General features: G+C 66.0%; 20 protein-coding genes. 10 read left to right on the top strand and 10 right to left on the bottom strand.

The features are described 5' to 3' along the window. Positions 1–149: 149 nt before the first annotated feature. Together ACYCAX_RS26095 and cysK are read right to left on the bottom strand one after the other, a co-directional pair. A complete protein-coding gene (locus ACYCAX_RS26095) occupies positions 150–1244 on the bottom strand; it encodes a polyamine ABC transporter substrate-binding protein (RefSeq protein ID WP_460249182.1) in 1095 nt (364 codons plus the stop codon). A 212-nt stretch (positions 1245–1456) separates the two neighbouring features. Continuing rightward, positions 1457–2431 carry a cysteine synthase A gene (gene cysK, locus ACYCAX_RS26090; protein ID WP_015476358.1) on the bottom strand — a complete coding sequence of 325 codons (975 nt, stop codon included), beginning with the start codon at positions 2429–2431 and terminating at the stop codon, positions 1457–1459. 298 nt (positions 2432–2729) lie between these two features. Here cysK and ACYCAX_RS26085 point away from each other — a divergent pair, with 298 nt between their 5' ends. The 4 genes from ACYCAX_RS26085 (at position 2730) to ACYCAX_RS26070 (ending at position 6443) form a co-directional block, all read left to right on the top strand. Then, positions 2730–3575, top strand: coding sequence for an AAA family ATPase (locus tag ACYCAX_RS26085; RefSeq protein WP_015476360.1), 846 nt, complete (start codon positions 2730–2732; stop codon positions 3573–3575). A 105-nt stretch (positions 3576–3680) separates the two neighbouring features. Next, a complete protein-coding gene (locus tag ACYCAX_RS26080; RefSeq protein ID WP_015476361.1) occupies positions 3681–4862 on the top strand; it encodes a vWA domain-containing protein in 1182 nt (393 codons plus the stop codon). Between the two features lie 226 nt (positions 4863–5088). Then, complete coding sequence (locus ACYCAX_RS26075; protein WP_015476362.1) at positions 5089–6108, top strand: AraC family transcriptional regulator; 1020 nt, start codon at positions 5089–5091, stop codon at positions 6106–6108. Positions 6109–6227: 119 nt separating this feature from the next. Further along, positions 6228–6443: a DUF3079 domain-containing protein gene (locus ACYCAX_RS26070; RefSeq protein WP_015476363.1), complete on the top strand. Its 216-nt coding sequence runs from the start codon at positions 6228–6230 to the stop codon at positions 6441–6443. A gap of 177 nt (positions 6444–6620) precedes the next feature. On the opposite strand, the gene ACYCAX_RS26065 is transcribed toward ACYCAX_RS26070, so the two are convergent. Together ACYCAX_RS26065 and ACYCAX_RS26060 are read right to left on the bottom strand one after the other, a co-directional pair. Further along, positions 6621–7664: a class I SAM-dependent methyltransferase gene (locus tag ACYCAX_RS26065; RefSeq protein WP_015476364.1), complete on the bottom strand. Its 1044-nt coding sequence runs from the start codon at positions 7662–7664 to the stop codon at positions 6621–6623. A 328-nt stretch (positions 7665–7992) separates the two neighbouring features. Then, a complete protein-coding gene (locus ACYCAX_RS26060; RefSeq protein WP_294971606.1) occupies positions 7993–10425 on the bottom strand; it encodes a DUF3772 domain-containing protein in 2433 nt (810 codons plus the stop codon). A 255-nt stretch (positions 10426–10680) separates the two neighbouring features. Here ACYCAX_RS26060 and ACYCAX_RS26055 point away from each other — a divergent pair, with 255 nt between their 5' ends. The 4 genes from ACYCAX_RS26055 (at position 10681) to ACYCAX_RS26040 (ending at position 14307) form a co-directional block, all read left to right on the top strand. Then, a complete protein-coding gene (locus tag ACYCAX_RS26055; RefSeq protein ID WP_294971609.1) occupies positions 10681–11721 on the top strand; it encodes a histone deacetylase family protein in 1041 nt (346 codons plus the stop codon). Positions 11722–11806: 85 nt separating this feature from the next. Continuing rightward, positions 11807–12904: an extracellular solute-binding protein gene (locus tag ACYCAX_RS26050; RefSeq protein WP_294971612.1), complete on the top strand. Its 1098-nt coding sequence runs from the start codon at positions 11807–11809 to the stop codon at positions 12902–12904. Between the two features lie 171 nt (positions 12905–13075). Then, entirely contained in the window at positions 13076–13996 is a 921-nt protein-coding gene (locus ACYCAX_RS26045; RefSeq protein WP_015476368.1) for a DMT family transporter, read from the top strand. 176 nt (positions 13997–14172) lie between these two features. Beyond that, positions 14173–14307 (top strand): PA1414 family protein, encoded by a 135-nt coding sequence (locus ACYCAX_RS26040; protein WP_269078304.1) that lies wholly within the window; start codon positions 14173–14175, stop codon positions 14305–14307. A 74-nt stretch (positions 14308–14381) separates the two neighbouring features. Here ACYCAX_RS26040 and ACYCAX_RS26035 read toward each other — a convergent pair whose 3' ends face one another. From ACYCAX_RS26035 to speB, 6 genes are all read right to left on the bottom strand, one after another. Further along, the gene (locus tag ACYCAX_RS26035) at positions 14382–15107 is read right to left on the bottom strand and encodes an MBL fold metallo-hydrolase (protein WP_294971620.1); all 726 of its coding nucleotides are present in this window, start codon (positions 15105–15107) and stop codon (positions 14382–14384) included. Between the two features lie 201 nt (positions 15108–15308). Next, positions 15309–16910, bottom strand: coding sequence for a 5-guanidino-2-oxopentanoate decarboxylase (locus ACYCAX_RS26030; protein WP_294971623.1), 1602 nt, complete (start codon positions 16908–16910; stop codon positions 15309–15311). An 85-nt stretch (positions 16911–16995) separates the two neighbouring features. After that, positions 16996–18387 (bottom strand): sodium:solute symporter family protein, encoded by a 1392-nt coding sequence (locus tag ACYCAX_RS26025; protein ID WP_015476371.1) that lies wholly within the window; start codon positions 18385–18387, stop codon positions 16996–16998. A gap of 114 nt (positions 18388–18501) precedes the next feature. Then, entirely contained in the window at positions 18502–20016 is a 1515-nt protein-coding gene (locus ACYCAX_RS26020; RefSeq protein ID WP_294971628.1) for a purine-cytosine permease family protein, read from the bottom strand. Between the two features lie 25 nt (positions 20017–20041). Next, positions 20042–20452 (bottom strand): YybH family protein, encoded by a 411-nt coding sequence (locus ACYCAX_RS26015; RefSeq protein ID WP_192224155.1) that lies wholly within the window; start codon positions 20450–20452, stop codon positions 20042–20044. 16 nt (positions 20453–20468) lie between these two features. After that, entirely contained in the window at positions 20469–21428 is a 960-nt protein-coding gene (gene speB / locus ACYCAX_RS26010; RefSeq protein ID WP_015476374.1) for an agmatinase, read from the bottom strand. A gap of 288 nt (positions 21429–21716) precedes the next feature. Between speB and ACYCAX_RS26005 the strand changes: the two genes are divergently transcribed. Further along, on the top strand, positions 21717–22613 hold the full coding sequence (locus tag ACYCAX_RS26005) for a LysR family transcriptional regulator (protein WP_015476375.1): 897 nt from the start codon (positions 21717–21719) through the stop codon (positions 22611–22613). Further along, positions 22610–23209 (top strand): tRNA-uridine aminocarboxypropyltransferase, encoded by a 600-nt coding sequence (locus ACYCAX_RS26000; RefSeq protein ID WP_460249181.1) that lies wholly within the window; start codon positions 22610–22612, stop codon positions 23207–23209. The genes ACYCAX_RS26005 and ACYCAX_RS26000 overlap by 4 nt, the downstream gene beginning before the upstream one ends. Positions 23210–23290 lie beyond the last annotated feature (81 nt).

Raw genomic sequence — 23290 nt, 5'->3', positions numbered from 1 at the left:
GGCCTGCGGCCGATACGGCGGGGTAGACATAGAATCTCCTACAGGAAGCCCTCATGCGAGCAGGCGTTGTCTGCGAAATCCGGCCCGGTGCAAGCGACAGAAACGACAACGCGCGGCCGGGGCCGCGCGTTGTCAGGCAAGGGTGACGCTTACTTGCCGGTCTTGATGGTGTTCCAGGTGCGGGTACGCACGCGGTCGATCTTCATCGGCATGGATTCGAGGGCGAACAGCTTGGCCATCTTGTCCTGCGGTGGGTAGATCGCAGGGTCCGCCTTGATTGCCTTGTCCACCAGCGGGTCGGCAGCCAGGTTGCCATTGGCGTAGTGCACGTAGTTGCTGACACCGGCCATCACGTCGGGGCGCAGCAGGTAGTTCATGAAGGCGTAGGCGGCCTTCTCATCCGGCGCGTCGTTGGGCATGGCGACCATGTCGAACCACAGCGGCGAGCCTTCCTTCGGCGTGGAATACTGGATTTCCACGCCGTTCTTGGCTTCCTTGGCGCGGGTGGCGGCCTGCAGGATGTCGCCGGAGAAGCCGACGGCTACGCAGATCTCGCCGTTGGCCAGGTCGCTGACGTACTTGGAGGAGTGGAAGTAGCGGATGTACGGACGCACCTTGAGCAGCGCTTCCTCGGCCTTCTTGTAGTCATCCAGCTTCTGGCTGTGATGCGGCAGGCCCAGGTAGTTCAGGGTGATCGGCAGCAGTTCCGGGCCGTTGTCCAGCACCGCGACGCCACACTTGGCCAGCTTCTCCATGTACTCGGGCTTGAAGAAGATGTCCCAGGAGTCGATCGGCGCGTTGTCGCCCAGCACTTCCTTGATCTTCGCCGGGTTGTAGCCGATGCCGGTGGTGCCCCACAGGTAGGGGAAGCCGTGCTCGTTGCCCGGATCGTTCACTTCCAGCGCCTTCATCAGCACCGGGTTGAGGTTCTTCCAGTTCGGCAGTTGGCTCTTGTCCAGCTTCTTCAGCGCGCCGGCCTGGATCTGCTTGGCCATGAAGTGGTTCGACGGCACCACGATGTCGTAACCGGATTTGCCGGTCATCAGCTTGCCGTCGAGGGTCTCGTTGCTGTCGTAGACGTCGTAGGTTGCCTGGATGCCGGTGTCCTTGGTGAAGGTCGGCACGGTGTCCGGGGCGATGTAGTCGGACCAGTTGTAGATCTTCACGGAGTCAGCCTGGGCGGCGCCTGCGAACATCGTGATGGACAGTGCGAGGGTGGTGAGCAACGGGGAGGACGTTTTCATTCTTATGTTCCTGACGGCGGTGCGGGAGGCCCGGCGCCGTCCGCCCAGGGCGGTCGGCGCGGTAGTACGGGCTGAGCAAGAATTAACCGTTTTGCCGGAACATGGCGAGGGGCGGTGGCTGCTTGCGGGTCCGCAGACAGCCACGCGTGACCCGGGTCGCCCGCTGTCGGAACGCCCGCCAGGGAGCCGCCCCGGAACGGGGCGGAGGCGGCTTACTGAACCAGGTCCTGTTCGTCGAACAGTCCGTCGAAGAGCATGGTCGACAGGTAGCGCTCTCCCGAGTCGGGGAGGATGACCACGAGGGTCTTGCCCTGCATGTTCGGCTCCTCCGCCAGCTTCACCGCGGCGGCCATCGCGGCGCCGCTGGAAATGCCGCAGAGGATGCCTTCTTCCTGCATCAGGCGCAGGGCCATGCTCTTGGCGTCGTCGTCGGTGATGGTGGCGACGCGGTCCACCAGCGACAGGTCGAGGTTCTTCGGCACGAAGCCGGCGCCGATGCCCTGGATCTTGTGCGGACTGGGTTTGACTTCCTCGCCGGCGAGGGTCTGGCTGATCACCGGCGAGCTGACCGGCTCCACCGCCACCGCGAGGATCGGCTTGCCCTTGGTGTTCTTGATGTAGCGCGCCACGCCGGTAAGGGTGCCGCCGGTGCCGACGCCGGCCACCAGAACGTCCACCGCGCCATCGGTGTCGTTCCAGATTTCCGGGCCGGTGGTCTTCTCGTGGATCGCCGGGTTGGCCGGGTTGTCGAACTGCGCCGGCATGAAGTACCTGGACGGGTCGCTGGCGACGATTTCCTCGGCCTTGGCGATCGAGCCTTTCATGCCCTTGGCCGGCTCGGTGAGGACGATCTCTGCGCCCAGGGCCTTGAGCACCTTGCGGCGCTCCAGGCTCATGGAGGAGGGCATGGTGAGGGTCAGCTTGTAGCCACGGGCGGCGGCGACGAAGGCCAGGCCGATGCCGGTGTTGCCGGAGGTCGGCTCGACGATGGTCATGCCGGACTTGAGGCGGCCGCTCGACTCGGCATCCCAGATCATGTTGGCGCCGATCCGGCATTTCACCGAATAGCCGGGGTTGCGTCCTTCGATCTTGGCCAGGATGGTGACGCCGCGCGGGGCGATGCGATTGATCTGGACCAGCGGCGTGTTGCCGATGGACTGCGCGTTGTCTGCGTAAATGCGGCTCATGGTGAGAGAGTCCTTGTCGCTCTTGAGTAGACCCGAAAGCCTATTCCCAGCCCGCCTCTGCGTCCAGACGCAGAACCGGCGGAACGATCGGTCGCAGTGGCGCCTGGAGCGGGTCTCAATGACCGTACGGGCGATGGGGCGTCACAAGTGGTGGCTGAACGAGGGGGAAGCGGGCATTCAGTGACTGAATGCTCGACCTGCGTTCACAGTCGAGCGCCATGCGCGTTATAGTCGCAGTCTCCCAAACGCATCTCTCCGCCCGGGTCCGGCCCGGCCGCTACCGTTCGAGGATTTCCCGATGAAGTTCGAAGGCACCCAGTCCTACGTCGCCACCGACGACCTCAAGCTGGCGGTCAACGCCGCCATCACCCTGCAGCGCCCGCTGCTGGTGAAGGGCGAACCGGGCACCGGCAAGACCATGCTGGCCGAGCAGTTGGCGGAGTCCTTCGGCGCCAAGCTGATCACCTGGCACATCAAGTCCACCACCAAGGCCCACCAGGGGCTCTACGAGTACGACGCGGTGAGCCGCCTGCGCGACTCGCAACTGGGCGTGGACAAGGTCCACGACGTGCGCAACTACATCAAGAAGGGCAAGCTCTGGGAGGCCTTCGAGGCCGAAGAGCGCGTGATCCTGCTGATCGACGAGATCGACAAGGCCGACATCGAGTTCCCCAACGACCTGTTGCAGGAACTCGACAAGATGGAGTTCTTCGTTTACGAGACCAACGAGACCATCAAGGCCAAGCAGCGCCCGATCATCATCATCACCTCGAACAACGAGAAGGAACTGCCGGACGCCTTCCTGCGCCGCTGCTTCTTCCACTACATCGCCTTCCCCGACCGCGAGACCCTGCAGAAGATCGTCGACGTGCACTACCCGAAGATCAGCGGCACGCTGGTCAGCGAGGCGCTGGACATCTTCTTCGACGTGCGCAAGGTACCGGGTCTGAAGAAGAAGCCCTCCACCTCCGAGCTGGTGGACTGGCTGAAGCTCTTGATGGCCGACAACATCGGCGAAGCCGTGCTGCGCGAGCGCGATCCCACCAAGGCCATTCCGCCGCTGGCCGGGGCGCTGGTGAAGAACGAGCAGGACGTGCAACTGCTGGAACGCTTGGCGTTCATGAGTCGCCGCGCCAGTCGCTGATTCTTTCGTATCTCCCTGTAGGAGCGAGCTTGCTCGCGAAGCTCTTTGCCGGTTCGCGAGCAAGCTCGCTCCTACAAGAGCATGTGCTTTAGAGAGGGTGCAGCCATGCTGCTCAACCTGTTCAACGAAATGCGCGCGGCCAAGGTGCCGGTGTCGGTGCGCGAGCTGCTCGACCTGATCGATGCGCTCAAGCACCGCGTCGTGTTCGCCGACATGGACGAGTTCTATTACCTCGCCCGGACCATCATGGTGAAGGACGAGCGCCATTTCGATAAGTTCGACCGGGCCTTCGGCGCCTACTTCAAGGGCCTGGAAAAGCTCGACGACCACCTCAAGGCGCTGATCCCCGAAGAGTGGCTGCGCAAGGAGTTCGAGCGCCTGCTGACCGACGAGGAACGCGCGCAGATCCAGTCCCTGGGTGGCCTGGACAAGCTCATCGAGGAGTTCAAGAAGCGCCTGGAAGAGCAGAAGGAACGCCATGCCGGCGGCAACAAGTGGATCGGCACCGGCGGCACCAGCCCGTTCGGCTCCGGCGGCTTCAACCCCGAGGGCATCCGCGTCGGCGATGCCGGCAAGCGCCAGGGCAAGGCCGCCAAGGTGTGGGACCAGCGCGAGTACAAGAACCTCGACGACCAGGTCGAGTTGGGCACGCGCAACATCAAGATCGCCCTGCGCCGCCTGCGCAAGTTCGCTCGCGAGGGCGCGGCGGAAGAGCTGGACATCGACGGCACCATCGACCACACCGCCAAGGATGCCGGCCTGCTCAACATCCAGATGCGCCCGGAGCGCCGCAACACCGTGAAGCTCCTGCTGCTGCTGGACATCGGCGGCTCGATGGACGCCCACGTGAAGGTCTGCGAGGAACTGTTCTCGGCCTGCAAGACCGAGTTCAAGCATTTGGAATATTTCTACTTCCACAACTTCATCTACGAGTCGGTGTGGAAGAACAACCTGCGCCGCAGCAGCGAGCGCACCGCTACCTTCGACCTGCTGCACAAGTACGGGCCGGACTACAAGGTGGTGTTCGTTGGCGATGCGGCCATGGCGCCCTACGAGATCACCCAGGCCGGCGGCAGCGTCGAGCACTGGAACGAGGAAGCCGGCTACGTCTGGATGCAGCGCTTCATGGAGAAGTACAAGAAGCTCATCTGGATCAACCCGTACCCGAAGGACACCTGGAACTACACCGCTTCCACGGGCCTGGTGCGCGAGCTGGTGAAGGAACAGATGTTCCCGCTGACCCTGAGCGGCCTGGAAGAGGGCATGCGCTTCCTCTCCCGCGGTTGAAACTCTTCCGCGGTTGAGCGCCGAGACGGTGCACCTGCACCGTCCGGGTGTCCGCAAAGGTAACCCTGCCGCCAGGAGGGAAGTTTCTCGCCTGGCGTCGAAAGCCCCGTCCAGTGGGGATCGATCCGGCCACGCCAGGTGGCCGGCACGCAACTTGCCTGCTTCTGACCTGCGCCTGCCGCGGTAACATTCGCTGGCGCGCCGTAGCGTCTACGATGGGCATCGAATGAATTCTCTGACCTTCTCCCGCTCCACCTGGCTCAACTCCCTGCACATGACCTCGCTGACCGTCGCGCTGATGGAGTCCGAGGGGCACAGCCGCGAGTCCATCCTCGAGGGCAGCGGCATCACTGGCGACGACCTGCTCGACCTGCGCCGGCTGGTCAGCCCGTGGCAGGAGCAGCAGGTCTTCGCCAACGTGCAGAACCTCGCCGGCGAACCGGCCCTCGGCCTGCGCCTGGGCGTACGCACGCGGATCACCGCCTACGGCCTGCTGGGTTATGCGCTGATCTCCGCGCCCACCCTGGGCGAGGCGCTGCGCATCGGCCTGAGCTACCCGGTGTTGCTGGGCACCTACTTCCACCTCGCGCTGGAAGTGGACGGCGACATGGCCTGGCTGGTCGCCACCGGCTACGGCGAAGAGGAAGAGCTGCGCCCGTTCAACACCGAGCTGTGCCTGGGCTCGCTGAAGGTCGCCTGCGCCGACCTGCTCGGCCAGCCGTTGCCGCTGGTGCGCGCCGAATTCGACTACACCGGCCCGGCCGACCGCTGCGCCGCCTACGCCACCCTGTTCGGCTGCCAGCTGGATTTCGACTGCCCGCGCAGCGCCATCGGCTTCCCGGCGAGCTGGCTGGACATGCGCCTGCCGCTGGCCGACGCGGTGACCCACCGGGAGATGCTGGAGCAGTGCCGCCGGCAGAATATCGACCTGGCCGCGCGCCGCGCCTGGCTCGACAAGGTTCGCGCGATTCTCGGCGAACGCCTGCAGGAACCGCCGGGCCTGGAGGAACTGGCGCGCCGCCTGAACTGCTCCTCGCGCAGCCTGCGCCGCCATCTGCAGCAACAGCAGACCAGCTACCAGCAGTTGCTCGACGAACTGCGCTTCGCCCGCGCCAAGGAACTGCTACAGGACGGCGACATGCCGATCTACCGCATCGCCGAGGAACTCGGCTTCAGCGAGACCGCCAGCCTGCGCCACGCCTTCCAGCGCTGGAGCGGCCAGCCGCCGAGCCACTTCCGTGCATAGCGAGCGGTGCACAAAGAGCCGTGCATGAAATCCGCGTAAAATTGTCGCAGATCAAGGATCAGGCCCGTCTGACAGGCATAGCCTTCAGGAATCCCACAAGGAAGCCCGAGGGCCTGATCATGGCCAAGAAATTCCCCCTCAATCCGCCGCACCCCGAGCGTATCTGCTGGGGCTGCGATCGCTACTGCCCGTCCACCAACCTGGCCTGCGGCAACGGCGCCGACCGCACCATGCACCCGGCCGAGATGCTCGGCGAGGACTGGTACCAGTTCGGTGACTGGGGCATCGAGGCGTCGAATACGATTTCCGTAGTGCAGCTGGAGCCTTCCAGCTAGCACTCGCCCCGCGCCCTGGCGGCGCCGGATGAAAAAGCGCGCACTCCGGGGGAGTGCGCGCTTTCGTTTCATCAGCCCTTGGCCGGGGCGATGCCGTAGAGCTTCCGGAAGCGCGATCAGCCCGGCCGTCTGCATCAGAACCACGTGCTCGCCGTTGCGGCCGCCGCTCGATGACGGTCAGGCGCGGGCTTCCAGGATCAGGTTGAAGGGTGTTTCCGCAGCGCGGCGGAACTGGCTGAACCCGGCCTCCTCGAAGACCTTGCGCAGACGTGCTTCGCCCGCTTGCGCGCCCAGGCCCAGGCCGACTTCCTGGGACAGCGAATTGGGCGTGCAGATGAAGGTGGAGGCGGCATAGAACAGCCGGCCCACCGGGTTGAGGTTGTCGTCGAGGTGGTCGTTGGCGAAGGGCTCCACCAGCAGTACCGTGCCGTCCGGCTTGAGTGCCTGGCGGGCATGGCGGGCGGCGCCGACCGGGTCGCCCATGTCGTGCAGGCAGTCGAAGAAGCAGATCAGGTCGTAGTCGCCCGGATAGTCCTTGGCGCTGGCGCGCTCGAAGCGTGTGCGATCGGCCACGCCTGCCTCCGTGGCGCGCTGGGTGGCGGTGTCGATCGATGGCGCGTGATAGTCGAAGCCGGCGAACCGCGAGTCGGGGAAGGCCTGCGCCATGATTACCGTGGAGGCGCCGTGGCCGCAGCCGATGTCCGCGACCTGCGCGCCACGCTGGAGCTTCTCGAGCACGCCGTCGAGCGCCGGCAGCCATTCGCTGACCAGGTGCGCCCGGTAGCCGGGACGGAAGAACCGCTCGGTGCCGGAGAACATGCAGGGGTGGTGATCGCCCCAGGGCAATGCGCCGTCGCCACGCATGGCGGCCACCAGCTTGTCCTTGTCGTGGAACAGAGCCGCGACCACCACCGCGCCACCGGCGACATAGACCGGCGAGTCCTCCACCGCCAGGGCCAGGGCCTGCTCTTCGGGCAGGCGGAAGAGGCCGTCGTGGTGTTCCATGTAGCCGGACGCGGCGTGGGCGCTGAGCCATTCGCGCACCAGGCGGGCGTTGCAGCCGGTGCGCTCGGCCAGGGTCTGGGCGCTGATCGGCTGGCTGTCCGCCATCGCGCGGTACAGGCCGAGTTCGTCGCCGAGGATGATGTTGGCGAGCATCGCCGCGCCACCCATGTCGGTGACCAGCTTGCCCATGAAATCGTTGAGCTTGGCTTCGTCCATGACGCGACTCCTGCGCAGGACCACCGTGCACGCGTCGGCCCGACGGTGGTCGGGTAGAGGGCAGGGCGGCGAGGGGCGCATGCCGGATGACCCTTTGCCGCGCCGGACACCGGGCGCGACGGCCCGGTGCGTCGTCACGCAATGGCGGCGTCCCGGGCGGGAGCATTGCGTACGGGCCGGCCGAGTCGGAGCGCACCGGCACCGACGGTGTTGCGCTCGACGACGGACTCAGCGAGGTGTGGCCCCGTGCGGGGGCCTATGGTTCAGTCTAGGTTTGCCCGCGTGTGCGGGCGCGGTGGCCGACCTGTGGTCGATGCATCCAGGGGACTCATTCTCCAGGGTCCGTTGCGGGCTTCTGCGGAACCGGCAGTGGCTGCTGCAGCACCAGGCTCTGCGGCGAGGACAGCGAGATACCCAGTTCGCGCAGGCGGCCGAGGATGGTGAAGAGCAGGTCGCTGCGTGCGGTGGCCACGGCGCGCGGGCTGTTCACGTAGCCCGACACGCCCAGGGTCAGCCCGGTGGCGCCGAGTTCCTTGAAGGTCACCGACGGCGCCGGCGTGGCGGTAATCGACTCATGCTCGGCAAAGGCCGCCAGCAGCACCTCGCGAACCTTCAGTACATCGGTGTCCAGCGGCAGCGTCAGGCTGATGCTGACCACCCCCAGGGCGTTGCTCATGGTCACGTTGCGCACGTTCTGGGAAATGAACTGCGAGTTGGGGACGATCACCGTGGACTGGTCGGACATCTGGATTTCCGTGGCGCGTACGTTGATCCGCCGGATGTCGCCTTCCACGCCCCCGGTCAGGCTGACCCAGTCGCCGACCTTCACCGGTCGCTCGGTCAGCAGGATCAGGCCGGAAATGAAGTTCTGCACGATGGCCTGCAGGCCGAAGCCGATGCCCACCGACAGGGCGCTGACCACCCAGGTCAGGCTGGTGAGGTTGATGCGCAGGGCCGAAAGCACCAGCAGTACCAGGATGACCATGCCGATGTAGCCCACCAGGGTCACCAGCGAGGCGCGCATGCCCACATCCATGCTGGTTTCCGGCAGCAGTTCGTCGGCCAGCCAGCGCTTGAGCAGACGCAGGCCGAACAGGCCGGCGCCCAGCGTCGCCAGGGCCAGCAGGATGTCCTGCGGAACGATGTTCAGGCGGCCCAGCGACTGGCCGCTTTCCACCAGTTGCACCAGTCCTTGCAGCAGCTCGCCCGGGCTGGCGCCGGATGTGGAGAACGCCACCAGCAGGGTCGATAGCACCAGCAGGGTGCGGCCCGTGCCGGTCAGCAGCGTGGTGAACTGCGCCTGATGCTGCGGATTGACGCCGAGGTTCTGCGCCAGGCGCTCGCCGATCGGATGCTTCGGCGACAGCAGTGCCTCGCAGAGGTCGCCGAACAGGGCCGTCAGCAGGTAGCCGCTGGCACAGATCACGCTGGCCCAGAGCAGCTTGCCGGCGAGGAAATAGGCCAGCGAGAGATAGCCGGAGACCAGCGCGAGCAGAATTAGCAGCACGGTGATCAGGATGGCCAGGACGATCACGCTGGTGAGCGGGGAGGCCTCGTGGTCGTCCGCCTCGCGACGGCTGCGGCGGTAGCAGTACAGTGCCGTGGCGAACAGCACGGCGCTGGCCAGGGCGGTGATGCCGTTGACCGCGACGGTCAGGGCGAGGCTGGCGCCGCTGGCGCTGTTCAGGCGTTCCTGGGTGCCGAGCAGGAGGAGCATCCAGGCCATCAGCCAGGGGAAGGGCGAGAGGGCCTTGGCCACCGGGTCGGGCAGGTCGGGGAGGCGCCAGGAGGGGCGCTGTACGGCCAGCAGGCCACGGCCGAGGCCGGCGGTGAAGGTGCAGAAGATCACCAGGGCGAGCAGTTGGTCGGCCAGGTTGGACATGTTGCCGTCGAGCTGTTCGTGCCAGTCCAGCCCTTCGCGGATCAGCCCGGCCCCGCCGCCCAGGGTGACGATGGTCGCCAGGCTCACCGACAGGGCCAGGGCGCTGCGCCGTAGTCGGCCGACGGGAATCCAGCGGATCATCGCCTTGGTCAGCAGTTGCTCCAGCAGGCGGCGTCCCGGCACCCAGAGCAGCGCGGCGGCGATCAGGCAGACGACGAAGGGCGCGCGGTTGCCAGGCTGCCAGGCCTGGACGAGGCTGTCGGCAATCCGTTGGTGGACGGCGTTCAGACGCGCCAGGTCATCGTCGGTCGGGCGGATCAGGCTGGACCAGAAGCGCGGACTGAACGGTGGCGAGGAGCGCGTGGCGATCTGCGAGTTGAACTGGCTGCGGCGCAGGTTGACGATCTGCGCGGCGAGGTCCAGGGCGGCGTTGTCCATCTGCTTGGCGCGCTGTACCTGTTGTGCCAGTTGCTTCTGCTCCGCCTGCAAGTCGTTGCGCTGGCGGGTGAGGTTGTCCGCTTCGCCGGGTACTTCCGGGCCGAGGACCTTGAGCTGATCCTCCGTGCGGGCGAGCCGGGTGCTGAGGTCTCCCACGCTCTGTTCGGCGTGCAGCTGGACCTGCAGCGCGGCCTGGCGCAGGGTGGAGAGCAGGCTGTCGTCGCTGTCGGCGGACACGCGCTGGCGAATCAGTTCCAGGCGATCACCCAACTGGTCCAGACTGGCCTCGTCGGGCAGGTCCGGCAGTTCGAAGGCGGAGGCGGGCGTCGCCGCGCCCGGTTCGTCCGCCAGCGCGGCGTCGGTGCCGGCCAGCGACAGCATCAGTGCCGACATCAGTAGCAACAGGGCATGGCAGCATACCCGTGCGATGGTTTTCCGCATCTTCCCCCCATCCGATGGTCATGGCGCGATACCGGAGTTCGACCGGGCTGCGCCGTGGCAATTCCCTGAAGCATAGCGAGGCGGGGGAACGCTAGGGGAAGGTTTCAGGACGGTTTCCGGCCGGTACGGTTGGTTAAGGGTCACAAATTATGGCCATATCGATCCCCTTTTGGCCGCTCACGCTGTTCTGCGCCGTGGCCAGGCTGGGCAGAATCCTGCCACCCGAGAACAATAATCCGTCAGAGGTTCATTCCCATGCTCACGGTCTATAGCGACGATCACCGCCTGCACTTCGGCCAGTCCGAACTGGTCGACGGCAAACTCCAGCCCTGCTTCGAAATGCCCAGCCGCGCAGACACCGTGCTGGCTCGCGTGAAGTCGCAGAACCTGGGCGAGGTCATCGCCCCGAAGGACTTCGGCCTGGAAGCGATCCTGCGCACCCACAACACCCGCTACGTCGAATTCCTCAAGGGCGCCTGGGCCCGCTGGGCGGCCGAAGGCCATACCGGCGACCTGGTCTCCACCACCTTCCCGGGGCGCCGCCTGCGCCGTGACGGCCCCATCCCCACCGCGCTGATGGGCGAGCTGGGCCACTACAGCTTCGACACCGAGGCGCCGATCACCGCGGGCACCTGGCAGGCCATCTACAGTTCGGCCCAGGTCGCGCTGACCGCCCAGGACCACATGCGTCAGGGCGCCAACATGGCCTTCGGCCTGTGCCGTCCGCCGGGCCACCATGCCGGCAGCGATTTCATGGGCGGCTACTGCTTCCTGAACAACGCCGCCATCGTCAGCCAGGCCTTCCTCGACCAGGGCGCCAGACGCGTGGCCATCCTCGACGTGGACTACCACCACGGCAACGGCACCCAGGACATCTTCTACCGCCGCAACGACGTGCTGTTCGCCTCGATCCACGGCGACCCGCTGGTGGAGTACCCGTACTTCCTCGGCCACGCCGACGAGCACGGCGAAGGCGCCGGCGACGGCTACAACCACAACTACCCGCTGGCTCACGGCACCGACTGGGACGGCTGGTCCGCCGCCCTCGACGATGCCTGCCGCAAGATCGCCGCCTACGCACCGGACGCGGTGGTGGTCTCGCTGGGCGTGGATACCTACAAGGACGACCCGATCTCCCAGTTCAAGCTGGACAGCCCGGACTACCTGCGCATGGGCGAACGCATCGCCGCCTTGGGCATTCCGACCCTGTTCATCATGGAAGGCGGTTACGCGGTCGAAGCCATCGGCGTCAACGCGGTGAACGTGCTGCAAGGCTTCGAAGCCGCCGCGCGTTGACCGACGCCACCGGGCGGACGAGAGTCCGCCCGGTTTCATTCTGGCTCGCGAACGCTTGTGCGGGCGCATCACCCCGGGGAAGGACATGAACAAGAACACCGTGCTGCGCGGCCTGCTCGCCGCCGCCACCCTCGTCACGGCCAGCGTCGCCAGCGCCGAGCCGCAAGTGCGCATCTACAACTGGTTCGACTACATCGGCCCGGACACCCTGAAGGGCTTCCAGGCTGAAACCGGTATCAAGCCGCAATACGACGTCTACGACAGCAACGAAGTGCTGGAAGCCAAGCTGCTTTCCGGCCATTCCGGCTATGACGTGGTCGTCCCCAGCGACAGCTTCCTCCCCAACTACCTCAAGGCCGGCGTGTTCCAGCCGCTGGACAAGAGCCAACTGCCGAACTGGAAGAACCTCAACCCGGCACTGCTCAAGGTGCTGGAGAGCAAGGATCCTGGCAACCAGTACGTCATGCCCTACATGTGGGGCACCAACGGCATCGCCTACAACGTCGACAAGGTCAAGGCCGTGCTCGGCGACAACGCGCCAGTGGACTCCTGGGACCTGGTGTTCAAGCCGGAGAACCTGGCCAAGCTGAAATCCTGTGGCGTGGCCTTCCTCGACTCGCCCACCGAGGTGATCCCGCAGGTCCTGCATTACCTGGGGCTGCCGCCGAACAGCCGCAACCCCGAGGACTACAAGAAAGCCGGAGCACTGCTGGCGCAACTGCGCCCGAACATCACCTACTTCAGTTCCTCGAAGTTCGTCACCGACCTCGCCAACGGCGACGTCTGCGTGGCCCTGGCCTGGTCCGGCGGCGCGATGCAGGCGGCCAACCGCGCCAAGGAAGCGGGCAACGGCATCCACATCGAGTACCGCATTCCCAAGGAAGGAGCGGCAGCCTGGTTCGACGTGCTGGCGATTCCGAAGGATTCGAAGAACGTCGGGCAGGCCCACGCCTTCCTCAACTACCTGCTGCGCCCGGACGTGGTGGCGCCGATCTCCGACTACGTGGCCTACGCCAACCCCAACCAGGCGGCGGATGGGCTGATTTCGACGGAACTGCGTGACAACCCCAACGTCTACCCGCCGGCCGAGGTGCAGGCCCGGTTGTTCTCGGTGGAACCGCTGCCGCAGAAGCTGGAACGCCTCCGCACCCGCACCTGGAGTCAGGTGAAATCCGGCAAGTGATGTCGTTCGCGGTGGGCTGGGCAGCGGATTTTCGTTGGCGGCCGGCCGTCTCGAACTGGAATAATCGGCGGACTTTCATGTCCGCCGATTTTCATTGGACGTTTCCCTTCTTCTGCCGAGACTTGCCATGTCCTGTCCGAACCTCGATCGCGTCTTCGTCCGGAGGCGCCCATGATTGCCGAACGCAAGAACGCCGATGCTTTCGCCATCCAGGTGATGACCGGCCTGTGCGTGATCTGGGGTATCCAGCAGGTGATGGTGAAGCTCGCCGCGCCGGACATCGCGCCGATCATGCAGGCCTTCGGGCGCAGCGTGATCGCCGCCGTGCTGGTGGGGCTGATGATGTGCTGGCGCGGTGGCTGGGAGGGGCTGCGCCAGGGCACCCTGGCCGGCGGCGCGCTGGCCGGGGTGCTGTTCTCAGCGGAATTTTTCTTCATCGCCCAGGGGCTGGTCTACACCTCTGCCTCGCACATGGCGGTGTTCATCTATACGGCGCCGATCTTCTCGGCGCTGTGCCTGCATTTCCTGCTGCCCAGCGAACGCCTGCGGCCACTGCAGTGGCTGGGCATCGCGGTGTGCTTCGGCGGTATCGCGCTGTGCTTCGGTGGCAATTTCGACCTTGCCGGGATGGATGGCCGCATGTTGCTGGGCGACGCCTTCGGTGTGCTCGCCGGACTGTCCTGGGGGCTGACCACCGTGGCGGTGCGCACCACGCGGTTGTCCGAGGCGCCGCCGAGTCTGACGCTGTTCTACCAGTTGTTCGCCGCTGCGCTGTTGCTGCCGCTCATCGCGCTGGCGCTGGGTGAAACCCATAACGTCAGCCTGACCGCCATCGGCGTGGGCAGTGTGTTGTTCCAAGGCATCCTGGTGTCGTTCTTCAGCTATTTCACCTGGTTCTGGCTGTTACGCCGCTACCTGGCCTCGAACCTGGCGGTGTTTTCCTTCATGACGCCGATGTTCGGCATCGCTTTCGGGGTGCTGATCCTGGGGGAGCCGCTGAGCCTGAATTTCGTCGGCGGCGCGGTGCTGGTGCTGGCGGGGATCACGCTGGTCAGCAGCGAGCAGTGGGTGCGGCGGACGCTGCGTCGCTGATCGTCGATATGTCGCGCTCTTGATTCAGGTCAGGCGCTGATCCGGTCTGAACCGATAGGCTTTGTATCAAGGAATGAGTGGCGCGGGCGGAGAGTGGGACGCCGAGCTATTCTTTCCTAGGGCGGTTCATGGTGGTAACGGACCGCCCGACCCGAATTGGAATGAGGAGGCATCCCATGAAAGTCTGGCTGCAAAGCATTGCGTGGAAGCTCGGTGTCGCGCTTGGACTGATCGAGCCTCCACGTTTGCAACCCATCCCCATCCGCAGCGACGAGCAACGTCGCCTGATGGAGCAGCGCCGGCGCGGTTGATAGTTCCCCGCCGCCCCCGCATGAAAAACCCGCCGGATGGCGGGTTTTTCTTTTGGTTCTTCACGGATTACCCGTCATTCTCGGGCCTTGAACCAGTCGTCGATCATCGTCTTCAACCGTTCCCCGGAGAAGCTCGGGAAATGCCCGCCGTGCACGGTGCGCACCGGCAGCTCGCGCAGGCGTGCCAGGCTTCTTGCATAGTCGTCGAGGTTGGAGTGGTAGGCGTCCTCGATCAGCGGACCGTCGTAGATGATGTCGCCGGAGAACAGCGTCCGGGTCTTCTCTTCCCACAGACTGATGCCGCCCGGCGAGTGGCCGGGGGTGTGCAGCACCTGCAGGGTGCGGTCGCCCAGGTCGAGCACGTCGCCTTCGTCGATGGTGCGGGTCGCCGGCGCGGCCTTGACCCGGTATTCGGCGTAGCACAGTGGGCAGTCGGGGTGGGCGTCGAACATCTCGTCGCCGACGAAGGCGGTGGCCAGGGTGCGTTCGCCGTCGGGGCTGGCGAGGATGTCGGCCTCGGCCGGATGCACCAGGCGCTCGTCGAATTCGTGATGACCGGCGATGTGGTCGAAGTGGGTATGGCTGGCGACTGCCAGCAGCGGGCGCTCGGTGAGCCAGGGCAGTTGTTCGCGCAGGCTGACCAGGCCGGAGCCGCTGTCCACCAGCACGTCGCGGTCGCGGCCCTGGATGTGCCACAGGTTGCAGCGGTAGAAGGGGCGAACGTAGGGCTCGTGGATCAGACTGACGCCGTCGTAGCAGTGGCGGACCTCGAACCAGCGGTCGCGGGTGACGATCTTCATGGTGTGCGCCTTTCAAGGCTGAGCGTAGGACGTACAACCGTTCGCGGTTGTACGCCGATACACCGTGCCACTCATTGAGGCCAGGGCCAAGCCCGGAGTGCTGGAGCTTTTCGTAGGAGCGAGCTTGCTCGCGAACAATCCCGAACTGGGCGGTTCGCGAGCAAGCTCGCTCCTACGGGGCAGGGTCTCGCGCGATGATGCTTAGGGCGCGAACGGCGCCGCTTCCATCACTTCGATGATCAGCGGGCGGTCGCTCGGCGCGCTGCGCAGCAGTTCCTGCAGGTGCGCGTGGTCGCGGGCGCGTTCGGCGGCGCAGCCGAAGCCCCTGGCGATGGCGAGGAAGTCCGGGGTGTAGATGTCCACGCCCAGCGGGGTGATGTCGCGGCGTTCCATGTAGCGCTTGATCTCGCCGTAGCCGTGGTTGTTCCACAGCAGCACGACGATGCCCACCTTGGCTTCCACGGCGCTGGCCAGTTCGGTCAGGGTGAACTGCAGGCCACCGTCGCCCATCAGGCTGATCACCGGGCGGCCCGGCTCGCCGAGCTTGGCGCCGATGGCGGCCGGCAGGCCGTAGCCCAGGGTGCCGTAGCCGGTGGAGGCGTTGAACCAGCGGCGGCCGCCGTCCAGTTCCACCAGGTGGTTGCCGCTGTAGACGGTCTGGGTCGAGTCGCCGACGAAGCGCGCGTCGGGCAGCACGTCGAGGATCGTGTCGAACAGGGTGCGGTAGTGCGCCCAGCCGCTGAAGTCTTCGGCCAGTTGCGCGCGCACCTTGGCCGCGCGCCGGGAGCCGGGGCTGGTGGCGTCGGCCTCGCGCGCCGGCAGCAGTTCCAGCAGGGCGCGCATGGCGGTGCGGGCGTCGGCCTGGATGGCGATCTGCGGCGCGAAGTTGCGCATCAGCTGCTGCGGGTCGATGTCGATGCGGATCAGTTCGCCGCCGATCTTGAAGTTGCCGTCGAACACCACGTCGTAATCGGTCTCGCCCAGTTCGGTGCCGATGGCCAGCACCACGTCGGCCTCCAGCGCCAGTTCACGGACCGGGACCAGCGACTGGTTGCTGCCGACCAGCAGCGGGTGGTCCGGCTGCAGCAGGCCCTTGGCATTGATGGTCTGCGCGGTCGGTGCATCAAGGGCGATGGCCAGGGCGCGGGCCTCGGCTTGCGCGGCGACGCAGCCGCCACCGAGCAGCAGCAGCGGTTTCTGCGCCTTGGCCAGCTTGGCGGCGGCTTCGTGCAGCGGCGAGCGGGCCGGAGCCGGGCGCGCCAGTTGCACGCGCGGCAGCACCTGCATGTGGTCGGCCGGGGCGGTAATGATGTCCAGCGGCAGCTCGATGTGTACCGGGCGCGGGCGCTCGCTGTCGAATACGGCGAAGGCGCGGGCCAGTACGGCTGGCAGCTCCTCGACGCTCATCAGGGTATGGCTGAAGGCGCTCACCCCGGCGGTCATGGCGCGCTGGTTGGGCAGTTCGTGCAGGTAGCCGTTGCCGTGGGCCAGGCGCGAGCGCTCGTTGACGCTGGAAATCACCAGCATGGGAATGGAGTCGGCGTAGGCCTGGCCCATCGCGGTGAGGATGTTGGTCATGCCCGGGCCGGTGATGATGAAGCACACGCCCGGCTTGCCGGTGACGCGCGCGTAGCCGTCGGCCATGAAGCCGGCGCCCTGTTCGTGGCGCGGGGTGATGTGGCGGATGCCGCTGTGGGGCAGGCCGCGATACAGCTCGACGGTGTGTACGCCGGGGATGCCGAAGACGGTGTCGACGCCCCAGGCTTCGAGTTGTTTGACGAGGAATTCGCCGCAGGTGGTCATGGCAGTTCCTTACAGGGAGAGGTCGTGAAATGAAAGAGGGCGCGGTGATCGACTCGCCGCGCCCTTTTTATTGGCTGTCTCGCGCTCAGGCGACGCTGGCGGCGGCCGCCGGGCGGCGCGACAGCAGGCTGACGACGATGAAGCTGACCAGGCCGATGGCCAGGCTGTAGTAGATCGGGGTGTTGGCTTCCAGACCGTCGATCAGCATGAACGCCAGGGACGTCAGGCTGCCCAGGGCCATGCTGGTGATGGCGCCGGTGGTGGTGGCGCGCTTCCAGTAGATGGCGCCCAGCAGCGGGATCAGCATACCGCCCACCAACAGGTTGTAGGCCAGGGTCAGGGCGCTGATCACGTCGCTGACGACCAGGGCGATGCCCAGCACCACGATGCCCAGCACCAGGGTGGAGATGCGGTTTTCGTGGGCGTCGCCGTTGCCGCTCATGCCGCGCCCCTTGCGCAGACGCGGGATCAGGTCCTGCACCAGGGTGGTGGAAGCGGCCAGCAGGCCGGCGCTGGCGGTGGACATCAGGGCAGCCAGGGCGGCGGCGACGACCAGGCCGCGGATGCCGGACGGCAGGGTGTGGTCGACGATGCTGGCGAAGGCGTTGTTGACGTTGTCCAGGTCCGGCAGCAGCACCTTGGCGGCCATGCCGATGGCGGCGCAGGCCAGGCCATAGAGGATGCAGTAGATGCCTGCGGCGGAGCCGGCGACCTTGGCGACGGTTTCACTGCGGGCGGTGAACACGCGCTGCCAGATGTCCTGGCCGATGAAGATGCCGAAGAAGTAGATCAGGAAGTAGGTGAGGATGGTGTCCCAGCCAATGGCGGTCAGGGAGAAGTAGCTGGCCGGCAGTTTGCTCGCCAGCGCGTCCCAGCCACCTGCCTGGTCCAGCGACATGGGCATCAGTACGAAAACCAGGCCGACGGTCATGATCAGGAACTGCACGATGTCGGTCAGGGTCAGGGACCACATGCCGCCGATGGTGGAGTACAGCACCACGACGCCGCCGCCGATCAGGATGGATACCCAGAATGGCAGGCCGAACAGCACCTGCATGACGGTGCCGATGGCGATGGTCGAGGTGGCGCCGATCATCAGGGCGTACACCAGCATGATCATCGCGCTGGCGGTGCGGGCGGCCGGGTTGTAGCGGCGCTCCAGAACCTGGGTGACGGTGTAGATCTTCAGTTTCAGCAGCGGCTTGGCGAGGAACAGGCTGATGCCGACGATGCCCAGGCCCAGGGCCGCGCACAGCCAGAAGCCGGAGATGCCGTGGACATAGCCCAGGCGCACGGTGCCGATGGTGGAGGCGCCGCCCAGGACGGTGGCGGCCATGGTGCCCAGGTAGAAGCCTGGGCCGAGGTTGCGCCCGGCAACCAGGTAGTCGTCGCGGGTCTTGGCGCGGCGCATGCCGTACCAACCCAGAGCGATCATGCCGGCGGCATAGATCAGTACTACGAGAATATCCAAGCCCATCTTCGGGTCCTCACGCGTGCATTGTCATTGTTGCCGCGCGCTCGTGGCGTGCGGTGGGGCATCGGATCGGCGCGGCCGGTCCGGTGCGATTTCACGGGTCTTGTGGGTGTCGCTTCAGGCGGCCGGTTCGTTGATGCCGCGCACCGGGCGGTCGTGGCTGCCGACCCAGCGCGGGCCCTTGGGGCCGTAGACGCCGGCGGGTTCCGGGAAGGTCCGCAGCAGGGCGACGTAGAGCAGGGCGGCCATGCCGAGGGTGACCGGCAGGCTGATGTCGATGCCGCCGGCCAGGTCGCCCAGCGGGCCGACGAACTGGCCCGGCAGGTTGACGAAGCACAGGCCCAGGGCCGCGCTGGGGATCCACGCACCCATGCCGCGCCAGTTCCAGCCGTTGTGGAACCAGTAGGCGCCGCCTTCCTGGCCACGGGTGAACACCTGCAGGTCATCGGCGTGGTAGAAGCCACGGCGGATGATCAGGCCGAGGATCATGATCACCATCCACGGGCTGGTGCAGGTAATGATCAGCACGGCGAAGGTCGACACGCTCTGCACCAGGTTCGCGGCGAAGCGACCGATGAAGATGAAGGCGATGGACAGCAGGCCGATCAGCAGGGTGGCCTGCACGCGGCTCAGCAGGCGCGGGAACACGCTGGACATGTCCAGGCCCGTGCCGTACAGCGAGGTGGTGCCGGTGGACATGCCGCCGATCACCGCGATCAGGCACACCGGCAGGAAGAACCAGCTCGGCGAAACGGCCAGCAGGCCGCCGACGTAGTTGTTCTGCGTGATGTAGTCCGGGGCGTTGACCGCGACGATAGTGGCGGTGGCCAGGCCGAACAGGAACGGGATCAGGGTCGCCAGCTGGGCACAGATCACCGCCAGCATGATGCGCTTCTGCGAGGTCTGGCGCGGGATGTAGCGCGCCCAGTCACCGAGGAAGGCGCCGAACGATACCGGGTTGCTCATGGCCAGCAGGGCAGCGCCGATGAAGGCGGCCCAGAAACCTTCGCTGCCCATCTGCACGGTACCGGCGTAGCCGGCGTCGAAGGGGCCGGAGAAGGCGAACAGGCCGAGCAGGAATAGCAGGCTCGCGGCCCACACGGCGATCTTGTTGACCATCAGCATGAAGCGGAAGCCGTAGATGCAGACGATCAGCACCAGCACGGCGAACAGGCCGTAGGCCAGGCCCAGGGTCAGGTCGGTTTCCGGCAGGTCGAACAGGCGCTTGGCGCCGCCGACCAGCGCATCGCCCGAACTCCACACGGAGAGGGAGAAGAAGGCCACGGCGGTGAGCAGCGACAGGAACGAGCCGACGATCCGCCCGTGCACGCCGAAGTGGGCGCCCGAGGAGACCGCGTTGTTGGTGCCGTTGAGCGGGCCGAACAGGCCCATCGGAGCGAGGATGATCGAGCCGACCAGCACGCCCAGGACGATGGCCCAGACGCCGGCCTGGAACGACAGGCCGAACAGCACCGGGAAGCTGCCCAGCACGGCGGTGGCGAAGGTGTTGGCGCCACCGAAGATCATGCGGAACAGGTCGGTGGGCGTGGCGTTGCGCTCGTGATCCGGGATCTGTTCGACCCCGAATGTCTCGATTGTTGTGATGGCGTGTGTGTTGTTCTTGTTATCCATGACTTCCTCCCGGGGAGCCCTGTCTTTATGGCGTCGGAGACGGTGACAGGTGCTCGTGTGTGGCCAGCCATCGGCCCTGTTTCGGATCACGGCGGAAGACGATGGTCTCCCGTTCGTGGTTCAGGCTTTCCTCTCCCTGGATGCGCAGCCGCGTGGCGACGTCGTGGCAGAACACGGCCACGTCTTCGCCCTGCAGGCTCACAAAGGTGTTGCTCGAAAGGCAGTCAAGGACCTCGAAACCATCGTCACGCAGCCAGCTTTCCCACACCTCGCGGTAGGCCGCGCGCGAAAGCAGCGGCTGCGGCCAGGTGTGGAAGATGAAGCTGGCGTCTTCGCTGAAGGCGGCGAAGTAGGCTTCGGTGTCGGTGCGCGCGAAGGCTGCCACGAGAACGCGGGCAGCCTCCAGCACCTGTGCTACGCAGGCGTCGTTATTCATGTGTGTGCTCGTGCGCTCAGCGGCGCTCTACGCCCGGGAGGATGCAGAGCATTTCGTACAGCAGGTTGGCGCCGAGCAGCGAGGTATTGCCGGTGGTGTCGTAGGGCGGGGAGACCTCGACCAGGTCGCAGCCGATGATGTCCAGGCCCTGGCAGCCACGGACGATCTCGATCGCCTGGATGGTGGTCAGGCCGCCGATTTCCGGGGTGCCGGTACCGGGCGCCCAGGCCGGGTCGATACCGTCGATGTCGAAGGACAGGTAGACCGGGCCGCCGCCGACTTTCTCGCGGACTTCGGCCATCAGCGGCTCCAGTGACTTGTGCCAGCATTCTTCGGCCTGCACCACGCGGAAGCCCTGCTTGCGGCTCCAGTTGAAGTCTTCGGCGGTGTAGCCCTGGGCGCGCAGGCCGATCTGCACCACGCGGTCGCAGTCCAGCAGTCCTTCTTCCACCGCGCGGCGGAAGGTGGTGCCGTGGGCGATCTTCTCGCCGAACATGTGGTCGTTGACATCGGCGTGGGCGTCGATGTGGACCAGGCCGACCTTGCCGTGCTTCTTGTGGATGGCACGCAGGATCGGCAGGGTGATGGTGTGGTCGCCGCCCAGGGTCAGCGGGAGGATGCCGTGGTCGAGGATCTTGTCGTACGCCTCTTCGATGATGCGTACGGCTTCCATCAGGTTGAAGGTGTTGATCGCCACGTCACCGATGTCGGCGATGTTCAGCGAATCGAACGGCGCGGCGCCGGTGGCCATGTTGTACGGACGGATCATCACCGACTCGGCGCGGATTTCGCGCGGCCCGAAACGAGTGCCGGAGCGCAGGGAGGTGCCGATGTCCAGGGGCACGCCGACGAAGGCGGCATCGAGCTCGTTGAGCTCTTCGGGGGACTGGATATGCGGCAGGCGCATCATGGTGGCGATGCCGCCGAAACGCGGCATTTCGTTACCGCCCAGGGGCTGGTGGAGTTTCTTGTCCATGGGTAGGGCCTCAGGCTGATCGCTGTCTTCGTGGAAACAGGCTTGTTGAATACTGAGACCGGATTCTCATCAGACCGGGTAGTGGAAAAAATCGCTGGCTACAAATAATCACTTCAGAGTTTTCTAAACTAATGGCGGTCGCTAGACTGCGCCACCTTGCCGCAGCAGACGGCTCGCCGGGCTTGTGGGCTGCGGTTTCTGAATAGATAGCTGGCTTGCTATCATCCGTTTTTCAGGTACAGAAAGTATTGAACTAGAGCGGCCCGGCCGCGGTTTTGCGGAGTCTTCATGAGCGCGAGCGCACTGCCCGACGTCAAACTGCTGCGGATTTTCGCCTGCGTGGTGCGCAGCCAGGGCTTCGCCGCTGCCCAGCAGGAACTCAACCTGTCGACCTCGGCAATCAGCACCTACATGAGCCAACTGGAGAACCAGTTGGGCATCGTGCTCTGCCACCGCGGCCGGGGCGGCTTCGGGCTGACCAGCAAGGGTGAGCTGTTCCACCAGGAAACCCTGCGCATCCTCGGCGAACTGGAAGGCTTCGAGCGCTACGCGGCGACCCTCAAGGGCGAGCTGCGCGGCACCCTGAATCTCGGCGTGCTGGATTCCACCGTGAGCGATCCGGCGCTGCCGCTGGCCGACGTCATCGGCTCCTTCAGCAGCCTGCACCCGGCGGTGCACCTGCACCTGCAGGTGCAGAGTCCCTACGAGCTGCAGCTGGCGGTGCTGGACAACCGCCTGGACCTGGCCATCGGCTCCTTCTTCAGCCGGATGAACGGCCTGGTCTACCAGCCTCTTTATAGAGAGCAGCACTGGCTGTATTGCAGCGACCGCCACCCGCTGTTCGACGGCCGGCGCATTCCCGCCGAGCTGATCACCCAGCAGCGCATGGTCGGCCGTGGCTACTGGAGCCAGGCGGAACTGGCGCGGCACGGCTTCAAGCACAGCGCGGGTACCGTGGAGAGTATGGAGGCGCAACTGATCCTGATCCTTTCCGGCGGTTACATCGGTTATCTGCCGGAGCACTACGCCCATTCCTGGGTGGAGCAGGGCCGCCTGCGCGCGCTGCTGCCGGCGACCTTCGGCTATCAGGCGCCGTTCTCGCTGATCCTGCGTCGTGGCCGTTCCCGCGAGCCGCTGATCCAGAACTTCCGCGACCTGCTGCGCACCCAGCCGAGCCAGTCATGAGCCGTGCCCGCTGCCCGCGCTGCGAGCGCCCGCTGAACCACTGCCTGTGCGCGCTGATCCCGCACCTGGACAACCGTACCCGCGTGCTCCTGCTGCAGCACCCGAGCGAGGTCGGGCATGCGCTGAATACCGCGCGCCTGGCGGCACTTGGCCTGGCCAATGCGGAGTTGATGGTGGGCGAGGATTTCAGCGATCTCGATCTGTCCGCCTGGGACGCCTGGCTGTTGTTCCCCGGCGAGTCCGCCGTGGTGTTGGCCGATCTGGCTACGCAGCCTGTGGATAAGCCGCGCCTGCTGGTGGTGCCCGACGGCACCTGGCGCAAGGCGCGCAAGCTGCTGCATCTGAACCCGAACCTGGCGGCGCTGCCGCGCGTCGTCCTGCCGGAAGGGCTGACCTCGCGCTACCGCCTGCGCAAGGCGCCGGCTGAAGGCGCGCTGTCCACCATCGAGGCGGTGGTGCATGCGCTCGATGCGCTGGATGCGCCGCGGTCCCACGCCGACCTGTTGCGCCCGTTCGATGCGCTGATCGAAGGGCAGATCGCGGCGATGGGGGAGGAGACCTTCCGGCGCAACCACGGGCCGCGTTCCATCTCCTGACGGCGGACCCTGCCTGGTATCCGGACGCGGTCTCCACCTGTAGGAGATTCTATGTCTACCCCGCCGTATCGGCCGCAGGCC

This window comes from Pseudomonas sp. MT3, from assembly GCF_054720805.1.
This window is presented reverse-complemented; position numbering and strand designations above follow the sequence as displayed.